Genomic DNA, 22,093 nt, shown 5'->3' on the forward strand with positions numbered 1-22,093 from the left:
ATCGAACAGTCTGGTCAGGGCCCGTTTTGCTTCGGTTCGACCTAGTTGAGTCGCAATGTTTGCGGAAATGTAACCAACCAAAGTGGCCTTCTGCCAAGGACGTTGGATGTGAAACAAATCCAAAACGTCGGCAATCCGGCTGATGCGACGCTCCGAATCATAGGGCGTGGATTACGTCCTACGGCTGGCGCGCGTGCGCTTGCTGGGGCGGTGCTCGGGGAGTTGCGTCAACAGCGGCAGAACGGAGTGATTGATGAGTTCATTGGCCACGGATCGCGTCGACCAATGTTCATCCGGCGAATTCTCGGCCCAACCGTTTGCTCTGTCACCCGCGCAGACAGCTCTCTGGTACGCGCAGCGGATTCGCCCCGACGTACCGCTCACGATCTCTCAGTACGTCGAGATCCACGGTGACTTGGACGAGGGGCGGCTGCTGTACGCGATCGAGCGTTTCGGCGCCGAGACCCAGGTGGGTCAAGTGCGCCTGTTGGAAATAGATGGCACTCCGTATCAGATCGTCGACCCGGTGACACGGCCCGGCTGGCGCCGTATCGATCTGCGCGGCGAGGCCGACCCGCGCGCCGCGGCGCTGCGCTGGATGCACGAACACACGAGCTCGCCGATCGATCTGGAACGCGATCCGCTGACCTCCAACGCGGTTCTGCGGATCGGGGACTCCCATTACATCTGGTACTCGTTCGCCCACCACATCGTCATCGACGGCTACGGTGCGATGAACGCGCTCACCCGTACCGCGGAGATCTACACCGCGCTGGAGAGCCGGACCGAGCCGGTCGCGTCGCGGGCGACGCCGCTGGCCGAGATCTACGCCGACGAGGCGCGCTACCACGATTCCAGCCGTTTCCAGAGTGACCGCGAGTACTGGGCCGGGCAGCTGTCGGGCGTGGGCGAGCCGGTGAGCCTCGGCGGCGCCCGGCTCGGCGCCGCCACCCACGACGCGGGCCGCAGGCTGGCCACCGCCGTGCTCGACGACGAGCAGCATGCCGCGATCGACGCGGCGACCAGCGCGTGGAACACCACCGACTCGGCGATGTTCGTCGCGGCGTTGGCCACCTACGTGCGTTCGGTGACGGGCAACGCGGACGTGGTGCTGAGCCTGCCGGTCTCGGCGCGCACCACGGTGTCGCTGCGCCGCTCGGCGGGCGTGATCTCCAACGTCGTGCCGATCCGGCTGCGTTTCGACGAGGCGACCACGATCGGCGACCTGGTGAAGGCGGCCGAGCTGCAGATCACCGGCGCCTTGCGGCATCAGCGCTACCGGCACGACGACATCCGGCGCGACAGCGGCTACTCCCGCGACGCGCGCGGATTCTTCGGCCCGATGGTCAATCTGATGCTGTTCCACGACGAGTTGCGTTTCGGCAGTCTGGTCGGCTCCATGCACGTGCTGGCCACCGGCCCGGTGGAAGACCTCTCGGTCAACGTCTACAACGGCGCGGGTGGCCGCCTGCACATCGACTTCGAAGCCAATCCCCGCCTCTACGGCGAGGCCGAAGTCGGCGTGCACCACGCACGCTATCTGGACTTCCTCGGCCGTTTCCTGGCCGCCGATCCCACGGTGCCCGCCGAGTCGCTCGGCGCGATCACCCACGCCGAGCGCGAGCAGGTCCTGCACGAGTGGAACGCCACCGCCGCGCTCCGGCAGGAGGGCACCCTCGCGAGCCTCTTCGCCGAACGCGTCGGGTCCGATCCGGACGCCATCGCACTCGAGTTCGGCGACGAGTCGCTGACCTACGCCGAACTCGACGGCCGCGCCAACCGCCTGGCCAGGCTTTTGATCGCGCGCGGCGCCGGGCCCGATACGACGGTCGCCCTGTGCCTGCGCCGCAGCCTCGACCTGGTGGTCGGCATGTACGCGATCGTGAAAGCGGGCGCGGCGTACCTGCCGCTGGACACCGAGCACCCGGCCGAGCGGATCGCGCAGATCGTGCGTCAGGCCGAGCCGTTGTGCGTGCTCACCGCCAGCCGGGACGACGTGGAGCTGCCCGCGACGGTCACCCGGCTGGACATCGACACCGCGCGGCTCTCCGGATTCGACGACGCGCCGGTCACCGACGCCGACCGCACTGGCGCGCTGCGCCCCGACCACCTCGCCTACGTCATCTTCACCTCCGGGTCGACCGGAAAGCCCAAAGGCGTCGGCGTGACCCATGCCGCCATCGTCAACCGGCTGCGCTGGATGCAGCACGAGTATCCGCTCGGCCGCGACGACGCGGTGCTGCAGAAGACCCCGGCCACCTTCGACGTCTCGGTGTGGGAGTTCTTCTGGCCCTTGCAGGTCGGCGCGCGCTTGGTGATCGCCGCCCCCGACGGGCACCGCGACCCGACGTACCTCGCCCGGGTCATCGCCGAAAAAGGCATCACCACAGCGCATTTCGTGCCGTCCATGCTATCGGTGTTCGTCACCGAGGCGGATCTACGCGGTTGCGCCTGCCTGCACCGGGTGTTCTGCAGTGGTGAGGCGCTGCCCGCCGCCGCCGTGCGGGAGTTCTACGCGGCGCTGCCCGCCGCCGAACTGCACAACCTGTACGGTCCGACCGAGGCCGCCGTGGACGTCACCTACTGGGCGTGCCCACCCGATGCCGCCGCCGTGCCGATCGGCTCGCCGGTGTGGAACACCCAGACCTACGTGCTGGACGACCGCTTGCAGCCCGTTCCGCCCGGCGTGGTCGGCGAACTGTATCTCGCCGGAGTCCAGCTGGCCCGCGGCTACCTGAGACAGCCGCGGCTGACCGCCGACCGATTCGTTGCCGACCCCTTCACTCCCGGCGCGCGGATGTACCGCACCGGTGACCTGGCACGCTGGCAGATCGGCCGCTCCGGTGCCGAGCCGGGCGTGCTGGAATACCTGGGCCGCAGCGACTTCCAGGTCAAGATCCGTGGCCTGCGCATCGAGCTCGGTGAGGTCGAGGCCGCACTGCTCGAGGACGCGAAGGTGGCTCGCGCGGTATGCGTGGCGCACACCGGACGCGCGGGCGACGAGTTGGTCGCCTACGTGGTCGCGGCGAAGCAGGACGACGACGATGCCCCGCTGGACACGGCCGCGCTGTTGACCGCACTGCGGCGCACGCTGCCCAGCTACATGGTGCCGTCCGCGCTGATGGAGCTCGACGAGCTGCCGCTGAGCGCCAACGGCAAGATCGATCGGAAGGCGCTGCCCGTGCCCACGCCGGGCACGCGGTCGATCCGGCCGATCGCCGAACCCCGCACCGAGGTCGAGCGGGTGCTCGCGGGCATCTTCGCCGAGGTGCTCGACACCGAGGTCGGCATCGAGGACAACTTCTTCGATCTCGGCGGCAACTCGCTCATCGCCGCGCGGGCGGTATCCAGGATCAACGCCGCCCTCGGCACCGCGCTGACCATCCGTGACCTGTTCGAGTCGGCGACGATCGAGGCGCTCACCCGGCGATTCGCCATGCAGACCACCGACGTCGCCTCGCCGCGGCTGACGCCCGCCGAACGACCGGAGCGGATCCCGCTGTCGCAGGCGCAGCAGCGGCTGTGGATCCTGAACCGGTTCTCCGAACACGCCGCCGCGTACAACATGCCGCTCGCGGTGGAGGTGGAAGGCCCACTGGACGTGGCCGCGTTGCGTGCGGGCCTGGTGGACGTCATCGAACGGCACGAGAGCCTGCGCACCACCTTCCCGGAGTCGCCGGAGGGGCCCTACCAACTGATCCACTCGGCCGAGGCGATCCCGCTGACGCTCGACCCGATCGATGTCACAGCGGCCGACGTGGCGGACCTGGCGACCGAGTATGCCGGGTACGGCTTCGATCTGCGCAGCCAAGCCCCGATCCGGGTGGCGCTCTACCGCACCGGCCCGCAGCGCCACGTCTTCCTCGTCGTGCTGCATCACATCTGCGGTGACGGTTGGTCCATCGCACCGCTGGCCAAGGACCTGATGACGGCGGTGGCCGCGCGCGCGAACGGCGTGGAACCGCAGTGGACGCAGTTGCCGGTGCAGTACGCCGACTTCGCCCTCTGGCAGCGCGAGCTGCTCGGCGACGAGTCCGATCCGGCCAGCGCGCTCAGCCGTCAGCTCACGCACTGGCGCACGGCGCTGGCCGGGCTCCCCGAGCAACTCGATCTGCCGCTGGACCGCCCGCGCCCACTGCGCAGGTCGACCGTGGGCGGCCGGGTCGAGTTCACCATTCCGGCCGAGATCCGCCGCGCGGCGGTCGAACTCGCGGCCGGCCGGGGCGTGAGCATGTTCATGGTGCTGCACGCGGCGCTGGCGACCCTGCTGTCGCGGCTGTGCGCGAGCGGTGACATCGCGATCGGCACCCCGATCGCGGGTCGTTCCGATCCGGCGCTCGACGACCTGGTCGGCATGTTCGTCAACACCCTCGTCCTGCGCACCGCGGTCAACCCGGCGGCCGGGTTCGACCGGATGCTCGACGTGGTGCGCGAGACCGACCTCAACGCCTTCGCCAACGCCGACGTACCGTTCGAGCGGCTGGTCGAGGTGGTCAACCCGGAGCGTTCTCCGTCGCGGCATCCGTTGTTCCAGGTGATGCTGTCCTACGACCACGCGCCGGATCTGCGGATCGAGCTGCCCGGGGTCCGCGCCGCGGTGCTGCCGATCGCCTCGGACGTCGCCAAGTTCGACTTGCAGTTGGTCGTCCACGACGACTCCGGCGACGGACCGCTGTCGGCTGAATTCGGCTATACGACGGACGTTTTCGACCACTCCACTGTGCAGTCGTTCGCCCGCAGGTTCATCGCCGTGCTGGCAGGCGGCGTGGCCGCTCCCGAGCTGCCGGTCGGCGACCTGCCGATCCTCGACCGCAGGGAGTCCGAGAATCTGGTGCCCATCGGGGGCGCGCCCGCCGAGCCGTCGATCACGCTGGCCGCCTTGCTGTCCGGCACCGCGCGCAGGCTGCCGGACGCGGTGGCGGTTCGTTATCTCGGCGCCGACACCACCTACCGCGAACTCGACGAACGATCGAACACGCTGGCGCGCGTGCTCATCGAGCACGGGGCCGGTCCCGAGACGGTCGTCGCGATCGCGCTGCCGCGCGGGCTCGACGCGATCACCGCGGTGTGGTCCGTCGCCAAAACCGGTGCGGCCTATGTGCCGATCGATCCCAGCTACCCGGGCGAGCGGATCGCGCACATGATCGGTGACTCCGGGGCGACGCTCGGCATCACCGACCCCGAATGCCTCGACGCCATGCCCGCCCTGCCCGCGACGCGGGGCAGGCACCGCAAGACCCAGGTCGACTGGCTGGTCCTCGGCTCGGGTGAACTGACCGCCGAGCTGGCGGGCCACTCGGCGGATCCGATCACCGACGACGAGCGGCACCACCCGATGCGGGTGAGCCACCCGGCCTATCTCATCTACACCTCCGGGTCCACCGGCACGCCGAAGGCGGTCGTCGTGACCCACGCCGGTATCGCCTCCCTCGCCGGCGAGCAGAACTACCTGTTCGGCATCTCGGACGCGGCGCGCACGCTGCACTTCTCCTCGCCCAGCTTCGACGCCTCGGTGCTGGAGCTGCTGCTCGGCTTCGCCGCGGGCGCGACAATGGTGATCGCCCCGCCGGGCATGTACGGCGGCGCCGAGTTGGCCGCGCTGCTGCGCGAGGAGCGGGTCACCCACGCCTTCGTCACACCGGCCGCGCTGGCCACCGTGCCGAGCGAGGGGCTCGACGAGCTGGAGACGGTCATCGTCGGCGGTGACGCCTGCTCGGAGGAACTCGTCGAGACCTGGACCGCCGGGCATCGCATGCACAACATGTACGGTCCGTCGGAGGCCACCGTCGCGGCGACCGCTAGCGGGCCCATGCGGCCGGGCCGGCCCGTGCCGCTCGGTGCGCCGGTGCGTGGCATGCGTCTGTTCGTGCTGGACAGTCGCCTGCATCCGGTGCCGCCGGGCACGCCGGGCGAGCTGTACGTGTCGGGTCCCGGCGTCGCCCGCGGCTACCACGGCCGTTTCGGCCTGACCGCGCAGCGATTCGTGCCCAACCCGCACGGCAGGCGTGGGGAGCGGATGTACCGCACCGGCGACTTGGTCGTCATGGAGCGGTCCGGACAGCTGCGGTTCCTCGGGCGCGCCGACGATCAGATCAAGATCCGCGGCTTCCGTATCGAACTGCGCGAGATCGACAACGTGCTGCGCCTGCATCCCGGCATCCGGTTCGCGCTCACCGTGGTGCACACCGACGAGCAGGGTCAGGTACGGCTGGCGTCGTATGTGACCGCCGATCGGCCGGTCGAGGCGCGGGCCGTGCTGGAGACCGCGCGGCAGCGGCTGCCCGGCTACATGGTGCCCGCGTCGGTGGCGGTGCTGGACGAGATCCCGGTGACGCCCGCGGGCAAGCTGAACCGAAAGGCGTTGCCGCAGCCCGTGTTCGAGGCCGCGGCGACGTCCCGTCCGCCGAGCACCGCACTGGAGTTGGGCGTGGCGGGCGTGTTCGGCGGGGTGCTCGGTCGCCCGGTGACCGGAGCCGAGGACAGCTTCTTCGATCTCGGCGGCAACTCGCTGCTGGCCACCCGGCTCGCCGCCGCGCTGCACGCGGAGTTCGGTGTGGAACTGCCGGTGCGGTCGATCTTCGAGGCGCCGACGGTCGCGGGAGTCGCCGAGCAACTGGACCGAGCGCCCCGGACGCAGCGGCAGGCGCTGGCGGTGCAGACGCCGCGTCCGGGACGCATTCCATTGTCGCTGCCGCAGCAGCGTTTGTGGTTCATCAACCGATTCGCGCCCGAATCGAGTGCGTACAACATCGCTTTCGTGATCCGCGTGGCCGGCGATCTGGACGTGCCCGCGCTACGCGAAGCGATCGCCGACGTGGTGGGGCGGCACGAAGTGCTGCGCACCGTCTTCCCCGAGGACGCCGACGGCGCGCAGCAGGTGGTGCTGCCGGTCGAGCGGGCGGCGCCCGAGGTGGTGGTCACCGACATCGATGATTCCGGCGCGAAGGCCGCGCTGGAAGCTCTGGCGCACAGCGGTTTCGATCTCACCAGGCAGCCGCCGCTGCGTCTGTCGCTGTTGCGCACCTCCCCGGAGCGTTACCTGCTCGGCGTCGTGCTGCACCATATCGCCGCCGACGGCTGGTCGCTCGGTCCGCTGACCAAGGACTTGGCCGCCGCCTACGCGGCGCGGCACGAGGGTGCGGCGCCGTCGTGGACGCCGCTTCCGGTGCAGTACGCCGACTTCGGGCTCTGGCAGCGTGCCTGCCTCGGCTCGGAAGGCGATCCGGACAGCGTCGCGGCGACCCAACTGGAGTACTGGCGCACCGCGCTGGCCGACATTCCCGACCAGTTGCCGCTGCCTTATGACCGGCCGCGGCCGGAGGAGCCGACGCAGCAGGCGGGAACGGTGCGTTTCACGGTGCCGGAGCAGGTGCGGCGCGGGCTCGCCGCGCTGGCTCGCGATCGAGGTGTCAGCAAGTTCATGGTGCTGCGTTCGGCGTTCGCGGTGCTGTTGCGCTGTGTCACCGGCGGTCGGGACATCGTGATCGGCACCCCGGTGGCGGGGCGTACCGACACCAAGCTCGACGAACTTGTCGGCATGTTCGTGAACACGTTGGTGCTGCGCTCCGACGTCGACCCGGACCGCAGCTTCACCGACCTGCTGCGCGCCGACCGGGATACCGAGCTGGCCGCGCTGGCGCACGCCGACATCCCGTTCGAGCGCATCGTGGACGAACTCGGCGCCGAGGCCCGCGCCACGGGCCGTCATCCGCTGTTCCAGGTGGCGCTGAGTGTGCAGGACGGTCCGGTGCCCGCGCTGGAACTGCCCGGCCTCGCGTTGCGCGCGGAGCCGTTGGACATCGCGCTGGCGAAGTTCGACCTGGAGCTGCGGGTCGCGAACGACACCGGCGCACCGGGATCCGCCGCGGACGAGACCGACAGCGTCTACGAGTTCGTCTACGCCGCAGAACTTTTCGACGCGACGACGATCGAGACGTTGGCGGACCGATTCCTGCGCGTGCTCACCGGCGTCACCGCCGACCCGCGCGTGCCGATCCGCGACGTCGACGCGCGTACCGACCACGAGCGCCGCACACTCGCCCCGGCGCGTGGCGGGCAGGCGGCCGAGCCGTGCACGCTGGCCGCGTACTTCACCGCCACCGCGCAGCGGTTCCCGCACAACACGGCGCTGTGCGCGGGGACGACCTCACTGACCTATGCCGAGCTCGACCGGCGCTCCAACCGCTTGGCGCGGGCACTCATCGCGCGCGGACTCGGCCCGGGAACGCGGGTGGCGCTGGGGCTCATTCGCTCGATCGATTCGGTGGTGGCGCTGCTGGCGGCGACGAAGGCAGGCGCGACGTTCGTCCCGGTCGACCCCAAGTACCCCGCCGAGCGCATCCGGCACATGCTCGCCGACTCCGGTTGCGCGACCGGCGTCACGATCACCGCGCACGCGGAGCAGCTGCGCGCGGGCGCCCCGGCCGGGCGGGAGATCGAGTGGTTGTTACTGGATCGTCCCGAATTCGCCGCGGAACTCGACGGCCACGACGACGCGCCGATCCACGACCACGAACGCTCGCGCGCCAACCAGGTGGCGGACCTGGCCTACCTGGTCTACACCTCCGGATCGACCGGAACGCCCAAGGGCGTCGCGGTGACCCACGGCGGTCTGTCCAACCTGGCGGACGAGATCCGCGACCGCATCGGCGTCGACGAGCGTTCCCGCACACTGCACTTCGCGACGCCGAGTTTCGACGCGGCGATCCTGGATCTGCTCATCGCGCTGGGCGCGGGCGCGGCGATGGTGATCTGCCCGGCCGACATCTACGGCGGTGACGAGCTGGCCGCGCTGCTGGAGCGCGAGCGCGTCTCCCACGGCTTCATGACCCCGGCCGCGCTCGCCACCATCGACCACGAACGCTGGCCGCTGCCGCACCTGCGTGCGCTCATGGTCGGCGGCGAGGCGGTTGCGCCGGATCTGGTGGCGCGCTGGGCGCCGGGACGTGTGCTGTGCGATGTGTACGGACCGACCGAGACCACCGTGGTCATCACGATCTCCCGCCCGATCCGCTTCGGCGATCCGATCACGATCGGCAGCCTGGTGCGCGGAGCCAGGGCGTTGGTGCTCGATGAGCGACTGCGCCCGGTGCCGGTCGGTGTTCCCGGCGAGCTGTACCTCGCGGGGCACGGCCTCGCGCGCGGGTACTTCGACCGGTTCGGGCTCACCGCAACGCGTTTCGTGGCCGACCCGTGCGGGCCCGCGGGCGCCAGGATGTACCGGACCGGTGACGTGGTGCGCTGGAACGCCGCCGGCGAGCTGGTCTACCTCGGGCGCAGCGACCACCAGGTGAAGCTGCGCGGGTTCCGGGTCGAACTCGGCGAGATCACCACCGTGCTCGGCGAACACCCGTCGGTGCGGTTCGCGCACACCGAGGTGCGCCGCATCGCCGGCGCCGACCGGATCGTCGCGTTCGTACAGCCCGCCGACCGGGCGGCCGGGGTGGACACCGAGGAGGTGCGCGCCTTCGTCGCGGGCAGGCTGCCCACGCACATGGTGCCCTCCGGGCTCACCGTGCTGGACGCCATTCCGCTGACTCCGGTCGGCAAGCTGGACGTCAGCGCACTGCCCGAACCGCAGTTGCTCGGGGATTCGCCCGGTCGTGCGCCGCGGACCGACACGGAGCGCTTGGTGGCCGCGGTGATGGGTGAGTTGATCGGGGCCGACGGCGTGCGTGCCGAGGACAGCTTCTTCGACATCGGCGGCAACTCCTTGCTGGCGACCCAGCTCGTCGCGCGGCTGGCCGCGGCGACGAACGTACGGCTCGCCGTGCGCACCGTGTTCGCCACGCCGACGGTCGCCGGGCTCGCCGAGCTGCTGGACGCGGGCGCGGCGTCCGATGCGGACCGCCCGGCGCTGGTGCGCCGGGAGCGCCCCGAGCGCATCCCGCTGTCGGCCGCTCAGCGGCGGCTGTGGTTCCTCAACCGGTTCAACGCCGGGTCGGGCGCCGGGCAGTCGTCGGGCGCCTACAACGTCCCGCTCGTGCTTCGGACGACCGGTGCCCTCGATGTCGGCGCGCTGGTCTCCGCACTGCACGCGGTGCAAGCCAGACACGAAACCCTGCGCACGGTGTTCCCGGAGACCGACGGCGCACCCGCGCAGGTCGTGCTCGACCCGGACGAGGCGGCCATCTCGCTGTCGCGGATGACGGTGCGCCCGGACGAGGTCGAGACCGCCGTGCGTCGTTTCGCCGCACCGGGATTCGATCTGGCCACCACCGTTCCGATCCGCGCGGCGTTGATCTCGGTGCAGACCGGCGAGCCCGCGGAGCACGTGCTCGTCGTCGTGGTGCATCACATCGCGATGGACGGCTGGTCGCTCGAACCGATGGCCGCCGACGTCGCCGTCGCCTACCGCGCCGCCTGCGGTGGCGGCGCGGCGGAGTGGGCGGAGCCCGAGGTCCAATACGCCGACTACACCCTGTGGCAGCAGGAGGTGCTCGGCAGCGAGGACGACCCGGACTCGGCGGTGACCAGGCAGCTGGAGTACTGGCGGCGCACCCTGGACGGCATCCCGGAGTTGCTGACCGTGCCCGCCGACCGGCCGCGTCCGCCCGCCCCGTCCTATCGGGGCGGCACCGTGGAGTGCGCGGTGGACCCGGTCACGCACCGCGAATTGCAGATGATCGCCGGTAGCAACAACGTCAGCCTCTTCATGGTCCTGCACGCCGCGCTCGCGGTGCTGCTGCACCGGATGACCGCCACCGACGACATCACCGTCGGCACCCCGATCGCGGGTCGCGGTCATCCCGCGCTGGACCGCCTGGTCGGCATGTTCGTCAACACGCTGGTGCTGCGCACGCGGATCGACCCGGGCGCCCGGTTCACCGACCTGCTGCACGCCGTGCGCGAAACCGACCTGGACGCCTTCGCCCACGCGGACCTGCCGTTCGAACGTCTGGTGGAGGTGCTCAACCCGGCCAGGTCCCAGGCGCACCATCCGATGTTCCAGGTGATGCTCTCGGTCCGCAACGAGCCGGTCGGCGGTTTGGACCTGCCGGGGCTGCGCATCGAGGCGGCCGACATCGACACCGGGATAGCAAAGTTCGATCTCCAATTCACCCTGACCGAAACGCAGACCCCGCAACGTGATCCGGCCGGCATCACGGTGGCGGTGAACTACGCGAGTGACCTGTTCGACGAGCCGACCGCGCAGCGGCTGGGCAAGCGCCTGGCCCGCTTGCTGGCCGCGATCGCCGCGAACCCGACCACCGCGGTGGGCGATCTGGAGGTGCTCGATCCCGCCGAGTGGTCGGGGCTGGCTCCGGTGCGCGGGGGCAAACCGGACCGGCCGATCACCTTCCCCGAAGTGTTCGAGCTGGCGGCGAGCGTCGACCGGGCCGGCATCGCCCTGGTGGCCGACGGCACCGAGGTGACCTACGACGCCCTGGATCGCTGGACCAACCGGCTGGCGCGCGTACTCATCGCCCGTGGCGTCGGCCCGGAAACACTGGTGGCACTCGGCATCCCGCGGTCGATCGAGTCGGTGGCGACGGTGCTCGCGGTGGCCAAGGCCGGAGCGGCGTTCGTGCCGGTCGACCCGCTGTACCCGCGGCAGCGCATCGCGCACATGCTGTCGGATTCCGGTGCGTCACTGGGCATCACGCTGGCGGGCTACCGCGGCGAGCTGCCCGACGGCGCGGAGTGGATCGTGCTCGACGACCCGGCGTTCCGCCGCCTGGTGCTCGCCGCGCCGGACGCGCCGATCGCCGACGCGGAGCGCCTCGCCCCGCTGCGAATCGACAATCCCGCGTACGTGATCTACACGTCCGGCTCCACCGGCACGCCGAAGGGCGTGATGGTCACCCACGGTGGATTGTCGAACTTCGCCGCCGAGACCGCCCACCGGTTCGACGTCCAGCCGGGGTGCCGGGTGCTGCATTTCGCCACGCCGAGTTTCGACGCCGCGATGCTCGATCTGCTGCTGTCCCTCGGCGGCGCGGCGACCCTGGTGATCACGCCCAGCGGCGTGGTCGGCGGCGACGAACTGCGGCAGGTCTTCGCCGCGGAGGGAATCACCCACGCGTTCATCACCACCTCGGCGCTCGGCACGGTCGACCCGCATGGCCTCGCGGAGTTGCAGCACGTGCTGGTCGGCGGTGAGGCGCTGCCGCCGGACCTGGTGACCCGGTGGGCGCCGGGCCGCAATCTCTACAACGTCTACGGCCCGACCGAGACCACCATCGTCACGGTGATGTCGCAGCCGATGACGCCCGGCGAGCCGATCACCATCGGCGGACCCATTCGCGGCGTCAACGCGGCGGTCCTGGACGCGCGGCTGCATCCGGCTCCGCTGGGGGTGACCGGCGAGCTGCACCTGTCCGGAGACGCGCTGGCCCGCGGTTACCTGAACCGTCCTGGTCTGACCGCGCAGCGGTTCGTCGCCAACCCGTTCGGCAAACCGGGGGAGCGGATGTACCGCACCGGCGACCTGGTGCGCTGGTGGGCCGGGTCGCGCGAGCACGGGTCGTCGGCGGACGCCGCGCCGGAGATCCAGTACGTCGGCCGTACCGACCATCAGGTCAAGATCCGCGGCTTCCGTATCGAACTCGGCGAGATCGACGCCGCGCTCGCGCGCCACGGCGGGGTGGCGTTCTCCACCACCATCGGGCATCGCACCCCGGCAGGCGCGACAGCGCTGGTGTCGTACGTGAAGGCGCGCGACGGAGTGTCGCTCACCGCGGCCGAGCTGACCGGGCACGTGGCCGGACTGGTACCGAATTACATGGTGCCGCAATCGATCATGCTGCTCGACGAGGTTCCGCTGAGCCCCGTGGGCAAGCTGGATCGGGCGAAGCTGCCGGAACCGGTGTTCACCACGGGTGAGGGCTATCGGGCCCCGTCCACCCCGACGGAGGAGGCGCTGTGCGCGGCCTTCGCCGAGGTGCTCGGTGTGGAGTCGGTGGGCGCGGACGACGGTTTCTTCGAACTCGGCGGCAACTCGCTGCTGGCCACGAAAGTCGTCGCGCACGTGCGGGAGACGGGCATCGACCTGCCGGTGCAGTTGATGTTCGGCGACGCGACGCCCGCCGCCATCGCGGCGCGGCTGGACGACGCGGGCGCGACCTCGGGCGCCGCGGTGGCGGCGATGCTGGCGCCGGTGCTGCCGATCCGGCCGGGTACCGCGGCGAGCCGGGCGCCGCTGTTCTGTGTGCATCCGGCGATCGGTCTGGCTTGGTGCTACTCGGGATTGCTCGCGCATCTGCCGGGGGACCGGCCGGTGTACGGGTTGCAGGCGCCGCACGCCGCCGGGCAGGACGGCTACGCGTCGATCGACGAGGCCGCGAGCCACTACGTGGCCGCGATCAAGGAGATCCAGCCCGAGGGGCCCTACCACCTGCTCGGCTGGTCGCTCGGCGGATTGATCGCACAGGAGATGGCCGTGCAGTTGCAAGAGGCGGGCGACGAAGTCGCGCTGCTGTCGATGATGGACAGCTACCGCCTGTCCGACGAACTGCTCGACCAGGCGACGCCGAGCGTCGCCGAGATCGTCGGGGAGTTCGGCAGCGACGAACTCGGCGCGGAGATCGATCCCGGCATGAGTCTTCGGGAGGCGGCCGAACTGCTGCGCGCCCGGTCCGGACCGTTCGCGGCGCTGACCGTCGAGCATCTGGAGCGGCTCTACGCGGGCTACGACAACGGCACCGTGCTCGCACACAGCTTCCGGCCCCGCCCGTTCGACGGCGACCTGCTGTTCTTCAGCGCGGGCGACGATCCGATCAACCGGGCCGATCCCGACCGGCGCGCCGACGCCTGGGAGCCGTACGTCACCGGCGCCGTCCACGACCACGAGCTGCGCTGCGCGCACTCCGCGATGACCACCCCGGAGGCACTGGCGGTGATCGGGCCGGTGCTGCGGAGGTGGCTGGAGACGAAGGAGACGCACAGGTGAGTTTCGCGGTGGAAGTGACCGGCCTGGTGAAGAACTACGGCCGGGTCCGCGTGCTGGACGAGATCGACCTACGGATTCCCACGGGCACCGTGATGGGTCTGCTCGGCCCCAACGGCGCGGGCAAGACGACGACCGTGCGGATCGTCACCACGCTGCTGAAGCCGTCCGCGGGGTCGGTGCGCGTGGCGGGCGTCGACGTACTGCGCGATCCCGCGGCGGCGCGCAAACGGATCGGCCTGTCCGGCCAGTACGCCGCCGTCGACGCCAATCTGTCCGGTTACGAGAACCTGCGCATGGTGGCCAGGCTGTACGGGATGTCGCCGCGGCAGGCGACCGCCAGGGCCACCGAACTGCTCGGCGCCCTCGGGCTCGACTACGCCGCGCACCGCAGAGCGGGAACCTACTCCGGCGGCATGGCCCGGCGGCTGGACCTCGCGGGCGCGCTGGTCGCCCGGCCCACCGTGGTGGTGCTGGACGAGCCGACCACCGGTCTGGACCCGCGCGGCAGACTGGACATGTGGGGGGTGATCGGCGACCTGGTCGACGACGGCACCACGGTGCTGCTCACCACGCAGTATCTGGAAGAGGCCGACCTGCTGGCCGACCGCATCACCGTCATCGATCACGGGCAGGTCATCGCGCGCGGCTCGGCCGACGAACTGAAGACCTCGATCGGCGGCGACCGGCTCACCGTCACCTTGGCCGCCGGACAGGCCGCCGCGCCCGCGCTGGCCGTGCTGGCGCAGGTCGGCGTCGGCGAGCCCGGCCACGAGGCGGGTACCGACGAGGTATCGGTGGTGGTCGGCGACGGTTCGCGCACGATGGTGGAGGCGCTGCGCAGGCTGGATGACGCGGGCGTCTGCGTGGTCGACGCCAACGTGCACCGGCCGAGCCTCGATGACGTATTCCTTTCCCTCACCGGCAAACCGAGCGGAGCGACCGTCACGGAACCGGAGACCGACGACGTACAAGAGGAGATCATGTCGTGAGCACGGCAATCGTTGGGGAGGCCGCCGCGAAGGCGGAACAGGAGCCGAAAAAGGCCATGACGCAACCGAATTCCGCCCCGCGGCTGCGGTTGTTCCGGGACAGCGCGATCGTCGCGCACCGCAATCTGCTCACCATTCTGCGCGTGCCGACGCTGCTGGTGACGGCCACGATCCAACCGCTGATGTTCGTGTTCTTGTTCGCCTACATCTTCGGCGCCTCGCTGGGCGGCGGCCAATACCGCGAATTCCTGCTCGCGGGCATCTTCACCCAGACGGTGGCGTTCAACGCCGCGTTCACCACGGTCGGCCTGGCCGGGGACCTGCAGAAGGGCATCATCGACCGGATGCGCGCGCTGCCGATGTCGCGGCTGGCCGTGCTGATGGGCCGCACGCTGTCGGACCTGGTGGTCAACATCCTGAGTTTGGCGGTGATGGTCGGGTGCGGGTACATCGTGGGCTGGCGCATCCACGGCAGCGTCTCCGACGCCGTGCTGGCGTTCGCGGTGATCCTGCTGTTCGCCTTCGCGATGTCCTGGGTCGGCGCGCTGACGGGCCTGATGTCGCCGACCGTCGAAGTGGCACAGAGCGCCGGACTGATCTGGCTGTTCCCGCTGACGTTCATCTCCTCGGCGTTCATCTCGGCCGAGACGCTGCCGGGTCCGCTGCGCACGATCGCCGAGTGGAATCCGATCACCGCGGTCTCGGCGGCGGGACGAAAGCTGTTCGACAACGACTCGCCGCCCACCTTCGTCCCGCCCAGCGGCTGGGCCGCCGACCACAGCGTCGAATACGCGGCAGCCTGCTCGGTGGCGATCCTCGTGGTGGCCGTGCCGCTGGCGCTGCTGCGCTACCGCAAGGTGGCCAGTCACTGACCCGCACGACCACGCGCACAGCGAACGGCCGCCGCATCCGGACGATGCGGCGGCCGTTTCCGTATTCGCGAACCGTCAGGCGCGGCGGCGGGTCTTGAGCAGCTCCAAGCGCTCCTTGAGCAACTCCTCGAGCTCCTCCTTGCTGCGGCGTTCCAGCAGCATGTCCCAGTGCGTGCGCGGCGGCTTGACCTTCTTGGTCTCCTGGCTGGTGCCTTCGACCAGCACGCCCTCCTGGCCGTTGCGGCACAGCCAGGTCGGCGGGATCTCGGCGTCGTCGGCGAAGGGAACGTCGAATTCCTCGCCGTTGTCGGTCCGGTACCGGGCGATCCGACGCGGAGCCAGGTCGTGGTCGCGATCGGTCTCGTAGCTCACCGCTCCGAGCCGACTGCCTCGGAGTACGCGATCTGCCATGGTGTGCCTCTCCCTGTGTGCTCGAGTCTTCGTGCGCTGCGACCGTGTCCGCGCGGGTGCGCGGGGCACCCGCCGGACCTGATGTACAACGATCGGGCCTGCGCCGATAGTTCCCGACGCGGCCGCGGTGAACCGTTCCATTGTAGTGCCCGCGGCGCACAGGACTCGTCGCGCCCGATGGCGGGTGATTCGCCGGGGGTCGCTGAGTGGACCGCGGATGGCGAGCTATTAGTGTTCTGCGTCATGTCGCGCCGCTTGTCCTGCCAGTGGTGTGGGCGGGAGATCGTGGAATCGGAGGCCGGCCGCCGTCGCCGGTACTGCCGCCAGTCCTGTCGCCAACGCGCCTACGAACACCGCAACAGTCTGAAGGGAACGGGGATTCCCGACGACGCGGTGGTACTCAGTGCCCAGGAGGCCGCCGACTTGGCCGATCGCTGGTTCGCTGCCCGCTGCGCCGCCGAGGACGTCGCCACCGCCATCGCGGAGGGGGCGACGCCCGATGAGCTGGCCGTGCTCGGCAAGACGCTGGTCGCGCTCACCCGTGACGCGGAACGTCTGCGCTGACCGGGTCCGCCGGTTCCGGGTGTGCGGCGCGGTCGCGGTGGCGTAGATACGCCGCGGCGAGCAGCGCGACGACGGTCGCGGCGAGTCCGCAGCCCGCCGACCAGGTGGCGGTGTCCGGGTGGACCAGCGACTGGCCGCGCATCGCCTGCCAGAAGACCAGCGCCAGCAGGCCGGCGTAGCCCGCCGCGAGCACACCCACGACGGCCGAGCGGGCGCGTTCGGGGCGCAGCCAGCGGTACCGGGGAGCGAGCCAGGCGAGCGCGACGGCAACCAGCAGCAGCACCTGGATGCCGTGCAGCCCGACGAAGTGCGGAACGCGCAGGTCACCGCCGACCGTGCTCCAGTGCGTGATCGGCATGCCGCGCATGGCGTCGCGCGCGGCGAGATCGCCCGCGCCGGACAGCACCGTGTGCCCGGCGGCCAATTCGACGATTCGTCCGTCACTGTCGCGGACGAGTTGCTTGCCGGTGAAGCCCATCAGGTAACCCAGCGCCATGCCCGCCACGGCCAGTGCCAGTCCGGCGTGGACAGCGCGTGCGGTCGGGCGGTCCACCAAACGCTGCCAGGACAAGATCAGCACGATGAGCAGGTTGGCCAGGAACAGGCCGGGCACGCCGGAGGCGAAGACCATCTGCCCGATCGAGTTCACCGGGTCGTCCTCGGTATTGAAGTGGCTGAACGTGCCGCGTGCGGCCTGCAGCACGATGAATCCCACATCGATGAATCCGGTCACCGCGAACACCGAGCCCAGCCACCAGGTGACCCGGCTGCCCTTGTGCGGCAACGACAGCAGCCACGCCAGGGTGAGGCTGTAGAGCGCGAACGCCAGGCCGAATTTCATCGGCTTGAGCCAGACCGATTCGCCGAGCAGCGTGCGGTCGTCGATCGGCATCGCCGCGAGGGAGAACAGGACGAGCGCCGTCATCGCGGCGACCGTGCCCAGCAGTGGCCGATGCAGTCGCCCGCGCGTCGCCGTCTTCGCGCTCGCCCGCGACCCGTCTTCGGGCGCGGTGGCGAAATATGTTGTGGACATGGACCGAACGTAGAAATCACGGACGCCGGAGGGCGTCCCGCCGCGGCGCTATTCGCGCCTAGTACCCGGGTATCGGGCGACACGATCGGTCGGTACCGCAGACGCACATGCCGCCGCATAGCTCGTGCCCCGGCTCGCTGTCACAGCTCGTCCGGTCGGCTCACACGATGTGATCCCGCGGCGAGATCGCGGGCCGTCGTGCCCGTCGTGCCCGGCCCGCTTGGAGAGACGAAGCGGGCCGCGAACGCGTCATTGCGTTCGCGGCCCCTCGCGGGCGACGGCGCTGTCGCCGGGTCCGTTCGCGAGATCAGTCCTCCTGCGCATACCCGACGTCGATGCCGCGTCCGGCCAGCCAGGGCCGCGGATCGATCGGCGTGCCGTCGGGCAGACGGACCTCGTAGTGCAGATGCGGGCCGGTGGAGTAGCCACGATTGCCGACCGTCGCGATGACGTCGCCCGCGCGGACCTGCTGGCCGACGGTGGCGAGGATGTCGTTCACGTGGCCGTAGACGCCGATGGTGCCGTCGTCCTGCTGCACGCGCACCCACAGGCCGAAGCCCGAAGCGGGACCGGCCTCGATCACCACGCCGTCGGTGACCGCGGCGATCGGAGCTCCGAGCGGGTCACCGAAATCCAGGCCCGCGTGCATCGCGCCCCAGCGCGTGCCGAAATTCGAGGTGAGCACGCCCGCTGCGGGCCGGACGGTCATGGGGCGCGCGAAGTTCTGCGCGATGCGGTTCACGTCCGAGGGCGCGGGCATCGGGGCGGCCTGCGGCGCCGGACCGGTCGGCGGGGTGAAGACGGCGAATCGAGCCATGCCCTCGGCCGGGCGGATCTCGCCCGAGGCGATCTTCCCCGCGACGAGACGGGCGGACGCGTCGGTGTCCTCGTCCTGCTGCGCCGCGGCGAGGATGCCGAAGGAGGCGGTGACGACCGCGGCGGCGGCGACGACGCGGGCGGCGGCGCGATCACGGCGCAACCGCGTCGCGGCGCGGCGGATCGGTAACGGAAAGGTCACGGGCATGCGTCGAACGTACGGGAGCCGTCTCGGGCATTCGCAATCCTGTGGCAACCATCACCGCCGGGCAAAAACCCAGCTCGCCGGTCACAGAAAGGTGACGAAAGGCGCCGGATTCCCATGCGAGCTGGGAAGACGATGCCGTGTCGATAGTTGACCGGAGAAAAGCTGGGTGCGCAGACTGTGTGAGTGGCGACTAATGGAGTTCGTGCCCTAACGGCGCTCGCGGACCCGACCCGCCGCGCGATCTTCGAGGCCCTGCCGCAGGCCGCGCGCTCGGTCGGCGAACTCGCTCGAGAACTCGGAGTGACCAGCTCGGCGGTCTCACAGCATCTGCGTGTGCTGCGCGAGGCGCGGTTGGCGATGATGCGGCCGGACGGCAACCGCAGGCTGTATTCCCTCGACCCGCGCGGTCTCGCCGACGCCCGCGATTACCTCGAGCAGTTCTGGCCGAGTGCGATCGCCGCCTATTCCGCGGCCCTCGAAACCGCCGCGACGGCGAACGCTTGACCGCGGCGGTGCGACCGCACCGAACGCCTGTCATCCCACGCGTCGATACGCCGTCTTGCGGCGGTCGGTACCCGTGCCGGGCCAATTGCGCTTGCTCAGCTGCTTGTCGACGGCGTTGATCACCTCGGTGACGCCGATCTGCAACAGACCGGGGTCGGGGGTGTCGGCGTCCGGATCGCCGACGTGGCCGGTCCACAGCACGGCGTGCCTGCCGAGCAGGTGCGCGGGCGGACCCGCCCACCGCGGGGGCGTCGGGCCGAACAACAGGACGGTGCGGGTGCCGAACGCCGTGGCCAGATGCGCCACGCCGGTGTCTCCGCAGATCACCAGGGCCGCCTCGGCGACGGTGGCGGCCAGATCGATGAGGTTCTGCTGCCCGGCGAGCACCCGGCCCACGGGCAGGCCTGCCCGCGCGGCGATGCCCAGCGCGAGTTGGCGTTCGTATTCGTCCCCGGTGAGAACCACCTCTCGCCCGATGGCGAGCAGGTGCCGGACGACGGCGGCGAACCGGTCCGCCGGCCAGCGGCGAGCCGGTGCGCCCGCGCCGACGTGCACGACCACGCAGTCGCGGCGGCTGGTCGTCGACACCGGCGGAACCAGTCCGAGGTTGCGGCGATCCGCGCCGATGCCGTCGTACTCCAGCAGGCGACACCAACGGTCCACCTGGTGCATGTCCGGTTCCCACTCCGGGCCGGACAACTCGGGGAACGCGGGATTGCGGAAGGTGAGTATGCGCTCGGCCCGAGTCTTGGACAGCGTGACGATACTTTCGGCGCTCGAGCCGTGCAGGTTGACCGCCAACTCGGGGGGAGGCGCGTCCCAGCGGAAGCCGCTCGGATCGGCGGTCGGCATCAAGGCGTCGACCGAGGCGATCAGGTCGACGATCGGTTTGAGTCGCAGCGGTGCCGCCAAAACGATGCGATCGTGCGGTTTGGCCCGGCGCAGCGCACGTAGAGCCGGGACCGCGGTGAGTAGATCACCCAGCCCACGCGCCTGCAACACGAGCAGAACCGCCACCCTCTTCTCCTAGCCACCCGAGTCTCACCGAACCCCGACCCACCCGTTCAGCCCAGGGGCGCCAACGAAGAGTCACTAAGGCATAACTACCCGGACGTTCGAACAGCGAAACGTGAACACCGCGCAACGTTGTCGCGCCTACCGGAAAACCGCGGGAAATCCCACTCAGCAAATGTCCAGAGAACTCATGTGGAGCGGCTATAGCATCAGTGAATGACGACAAACAGCGTGGTAGAGGGTCCACTGCAGTCTCTTGCCCGCCGTGCGTGGCAAACCATCCTGCTTACCGGCGTTTTCGCGGTGATCCTCGGCATCCTGATCCTGGTCTGGCCCGACATCACTCTGGCGGCGGCGGGCATCGTCTTCGGCATCTACCTGGTGGTCACCGGCTTCCTGCAGCTGGTCGCCGCCTTCGGCGCACCGGCGAGCACCGGCCTGCGGGTGCTGGCGTTCATCATCGGCGTGCTGTCCATCGTGATCGGCGTGTTCTGCTTCCGCGACGAACTGGCCTCGTTGCTGCTGCTCGGGTTGTGGATCGGCATCGGCTGGCTGTTTCGCGGGATCGCGCTGCTGGTGGCCGGCATCTCCGAACCGGAGATGCCGGGACGCTGGTGGCAGGTCCTCTTCGGGGTCGTCACCGCGGCGGCCGGTGTCGTGCTGATCGTCTGGCCGGTGCGGTCGGTGGCCACGCTGGCCGTCCTGGCCGGAGTGTGGCTGATCATCGTCGGCCTCATGGAGATCATCGTGGCGTTCGGGGTGCGCCGGGAGGTCAAAGCCCTTCGCGCCGAGGGCGCTGTCGCCTGATCACGAGCCCGCTCGGCGGGGCGCCACCGGTGCCCGGCCGGGCAGTGCCGTGTTCGCGTGCGCCTGACCAGCGCGGTTCCCTCCTGCTGGAACTCGTGACAGAATCACAGGCGCATTTTCACCAGAAGTCGGCTTCGGGGTTGGTCGACATCGAAAAGAACTGGAGGCACGAATGATTCGTACTGCTGGGTTTGTCGGTGCGCTGGCCCTGGCGGGGGCCGCGGCCATGCTGTCGGCGGGGACGGCGCAGGCCGCGGTCGGCACGCTGGGGATCAACGGCGAACTGCACGCGGATCCGGTGGGCTGCCTGAACACCGACGGACTTTTCTACACCACGTTCCAGATCACCGTCGTCAACAGCACCGATCGTGCCGTCACGCTGTACTCCGGAAGGGACTGCACCGGTTCCGTGGTCGGCGAGCTGCCCGTGGAGAAGATCGGGTATCTGCCCAAGGGCGGCAGCGTCTCCGTCAGCTGAGCCGCTCGTCGCAATGGCGGCCGAGGCGTGGCGTCACCCATCGCACGAACTTCGTCGGTGTGGTGCGACCGCCTCGGCCGTTTCCGTGATCGCCTGCCGCGCCCCGGATCACCCGCCGACGTCGGTGGGAATCCGTTGTGAGGGCGACACGGTGTCGCGTGCCCACACCGCGTGGAGGCGCGCGTAGCGCCCGCCGCGTTCGAGCAGTTCGGTGTGGGTGCCGTCCTCGGTGATTCGGCCCTCGTGGAAGAGCAGCACCCGATCGGCGGTCTCGGCCGTGTGCATCCGATGCGCGATCGTGAGGGTGGTGCGGCCGCGGGTGAGGCGCGCCAGCGCGTGTTGCACCCGCACGTCGGTGCCCGCGTCGACGCCGCTGGTGGCCTCGTCGAGGACGAGCAGATCCGGATCGACCAGTGCGGTCCTGGCCAAGGCCACGAGCTGGCGTTCACCCGCCGACAAGGCCTCGCCGCGCTGGCCGACCGGAGTCTCCAGTCCCTGCGGCAGAG

At 70.2% G+C, this 22,093-nt stretch carries 12 protein-coding genes; 7 read left to right on the plus strand and 5 right to left on the minus strand.

Translation table 11 applies throughout. The features are described 5' to 3' along the window. Positions 1–253: 253 nt before the first annotated feature. From ABZW96_RS23335 to ABZW96_RS23345, 3 genes are all read left to right on the plus strand, one after another. Positions 254–13,891: an amino acid adenylation domain-containing protein gene (locus tag ABZW96_RS23335; RefSeq protein WP_355077657.1), complete on the plus strand. Its 13,638-nt coding sequence runs from the start codon at positions 254–256 to the stop codon at positions 13,889–13,891. Continuing rightward, positions 13,888–14,880, plus strand: coding sequence for an ATP-binding cassette domain-containing protein (locus ABZW96_RS23340; RefSeq protein WP_355077659.1), 993 nt, complete (start codon positions 13,888–13,890; stop codon positions 14,878–14,880). Before ABZW96_RS23335 ends, ABZW96_RS23340 begins: the two co-directional genes overlap by 4 nt. 89 nt (positions 14,881–14,969) lie before the next feature. After that, a complete protein-coding gene (locus ABZW96_RS23345) occupies positions 14,970–15,752 on the plus strand; it encodes an ABC transporter permease (RefSeq protein ID WP_355077700.1) in 783 nt (260 codons plus the stop codon). Positions 15,753–15,827: 75 nt separating this feature from the next. Here the strand turns inward: ABZW96_RS23345 and ABZW96_RS23350 are convergent, their stop codons facing one another. After that, positions 15,828–16,163, minus strand: a complete 336-nt coding sequence (locus ABZW96_RS23350) for an RNA polymerase-binding protein RbpA (RefSeq protein ID WP_355077661.1) — start codon at positions 16,161–16,163, stop codon at positions 15,828–15,830. 243 nt (positions 16,164–16,406) lie between these two features. Here ABZW96_RS23350 and ABZW96_RS23355 point away from each other — a divergent pair, with 243 nt between their 5' ends. Beyond that, on the plus strand, positions 16,407–16,727 hold the full coding sequence (locus ABZW96_RS23355; protein ID WP_355077663.1) for a hypothetical protein: 321 nt from the start codon (positions 16,407–16,409) through the stop codon (positions 16,725–16,727). Here ABZW96_RS23355 and ABZW96_RS23360 read toward each other — a convergent pair. Next, the gene (locus ABZW96_RS23360; protein WP_355077665.1) at positions 16,699–17,760 is read right to left on the minus strand and encodes a hypothetical protein; all 1,062 of its coding nucleotides are present in this window, start codon (positions 17,758–17,760) and stop codon (positions 16,699–16,701) included. The genes ABZW96_RS23355 and ABZW96_RS23360 overlap by 29 nt on opposite strands. Positions 17,761–18,067: 307 nt before the next feature. After that, a complete protein-coding gene (locus ABZW96_RS23365) occupies positions 18,068–18,784 on the minus strand; it encodes a M23 family metallopeptidase (RefSeq protein ID WP_355077667.1) in 717 nt (238 codons plus the stop codon). Positions 18,785–18,967: 183 nt separating this feature from the next. Between ABZW96_RS23365 and ABZW96_RS23370 the strand changes: the two genes are divergently transcribed. Beyond that, on the plus strand, positions 18,968–19,288 hold the full coding sequence (locus tag ABZW96_RS23370) for a metalloregulator ArsR/SmtB family transcription factor (RefSeq protein ID WP_355077669.1): 321 nt from the start codon (positions 18,968–18,970) through the stop codon (positions 19,286–19,288). A 30-nt stretch (positions 19,289–19,318) separates the two neighbouring features. On the opposite strand, the gene ABZW96_RS23375 is transcribed toward ABZW96_RS23370, so the two are convergent. Next, positions 19,319–20,305: a glycosyltransferase family 9 protein gene (locus ABZW96_RS23375; protein ID WP_355077670.1), complete on the minus strand. Its 987-nt coding sequence runs from the start codon at positions 20,303–20,305 to the stop codon at positions 19,319–19,321. Positions 20,306–20,518: 213 nt separating this feature from the next. Here ABZW96_RS23375 and ABZW96_RS23380 point away from each other — a divergent pair, with 213 nt between their 5' ends. Continuing rightward, positions 20,519–21,109 (plus strand): HdeD family acid-resistance protein, encoded by a 591-nt coding sequence (locus ABZW96_RS23380; RefSeq protein WP_355077672.1) that lies wholly within the window; start codon positions 20,519–20,521, stop codon positions 21,107–21,109. Between the two features lie 172 nt (positions 21,110–21,281). Then, complete coding sequence (locus ABZW96_RS23385; protein WP_355077673.1) at positions 21,282–21,587, plus strand: hypothetical protein; 306 nt, start codon at positions 21,282–21,284, stop codon at positions 21,585–21,587. Between the two features lie 108 nt (positions 21,588–21,695). Here the strand turns inward: ABZW96_RS23385 and ABZW96_RS23390 are convergent. Then, positions 21,696–22,093 (minus strand): ABC transporter ATP-binding protein (locus ABZW96_RS23390; protein ID WP_355077675.1); only part of this gene is annotated, 398 nt, incomplete at its 5' end.

Origin of the sequence: Nocardia sp. NPDC004168, from assembly GCF_040610355.1 — a bacterium.
Lineage (GTDB): Bacteria > Actinomycetota > Actinomycetes > Mycobacteriales > Mycobacteriaceae > Nocardia > Nocardia sichangensis.

Bases quoted from the DNA above. Each gene is read 5' to 3' on its own strand.
- ABZW96_RS23335 (WP_355077657.1), top strand. From the start codon at position 254: ATGAGTTCATTGGCCACGGATCGCGTCGACCAATGTTCATCCGGCGAA.
- ABZW96_RS23350 (WP_355077661.1), bottom strand. From the start codon at position 16,163: ATGGCAGATCGCGTACTCCGAGGCAGTCGGCTCGGAGCGGTGAGCTAC.
- ABZW96_RS23355 (WP_355077663.1), top strand. From the start codon at position 16,407: ATGTCGCGCCGCTTGTCCTGCCAGTGGTGTGGGCGGGAGATCGTGGAA.
- ABZW96_RS23360 (WP_355077665.1), bottom strand. From the start codon at position 17,760: ATGTCCACAACATATTTCGCCACCGCGCCCGAAGACGGGTCGCGGGCG.
- ABZW96_RS23365 (WP_355077667.1), bottom strand. From the start codon at position 18,784: ATGCCCGTGACCTTTCCGTTACCGATCCGCCGCGCCGCGACGCGGTTG.
- ABZW96_RS23380 (WP_355077672.1), top strand. From the start codon at position 20,519: ATGACGACAAACAGCGTGGTAGAGGGTCCACTGCAGTCTCTTGCCCGC.
- ABZW96_RS23385 (WP_355077673.1), top strand. From the start codon at position 21,282: ATGATTCGTACTGCTGGGTTTGTCGGTGCGCTGGCCCTGGCGGGGGCC.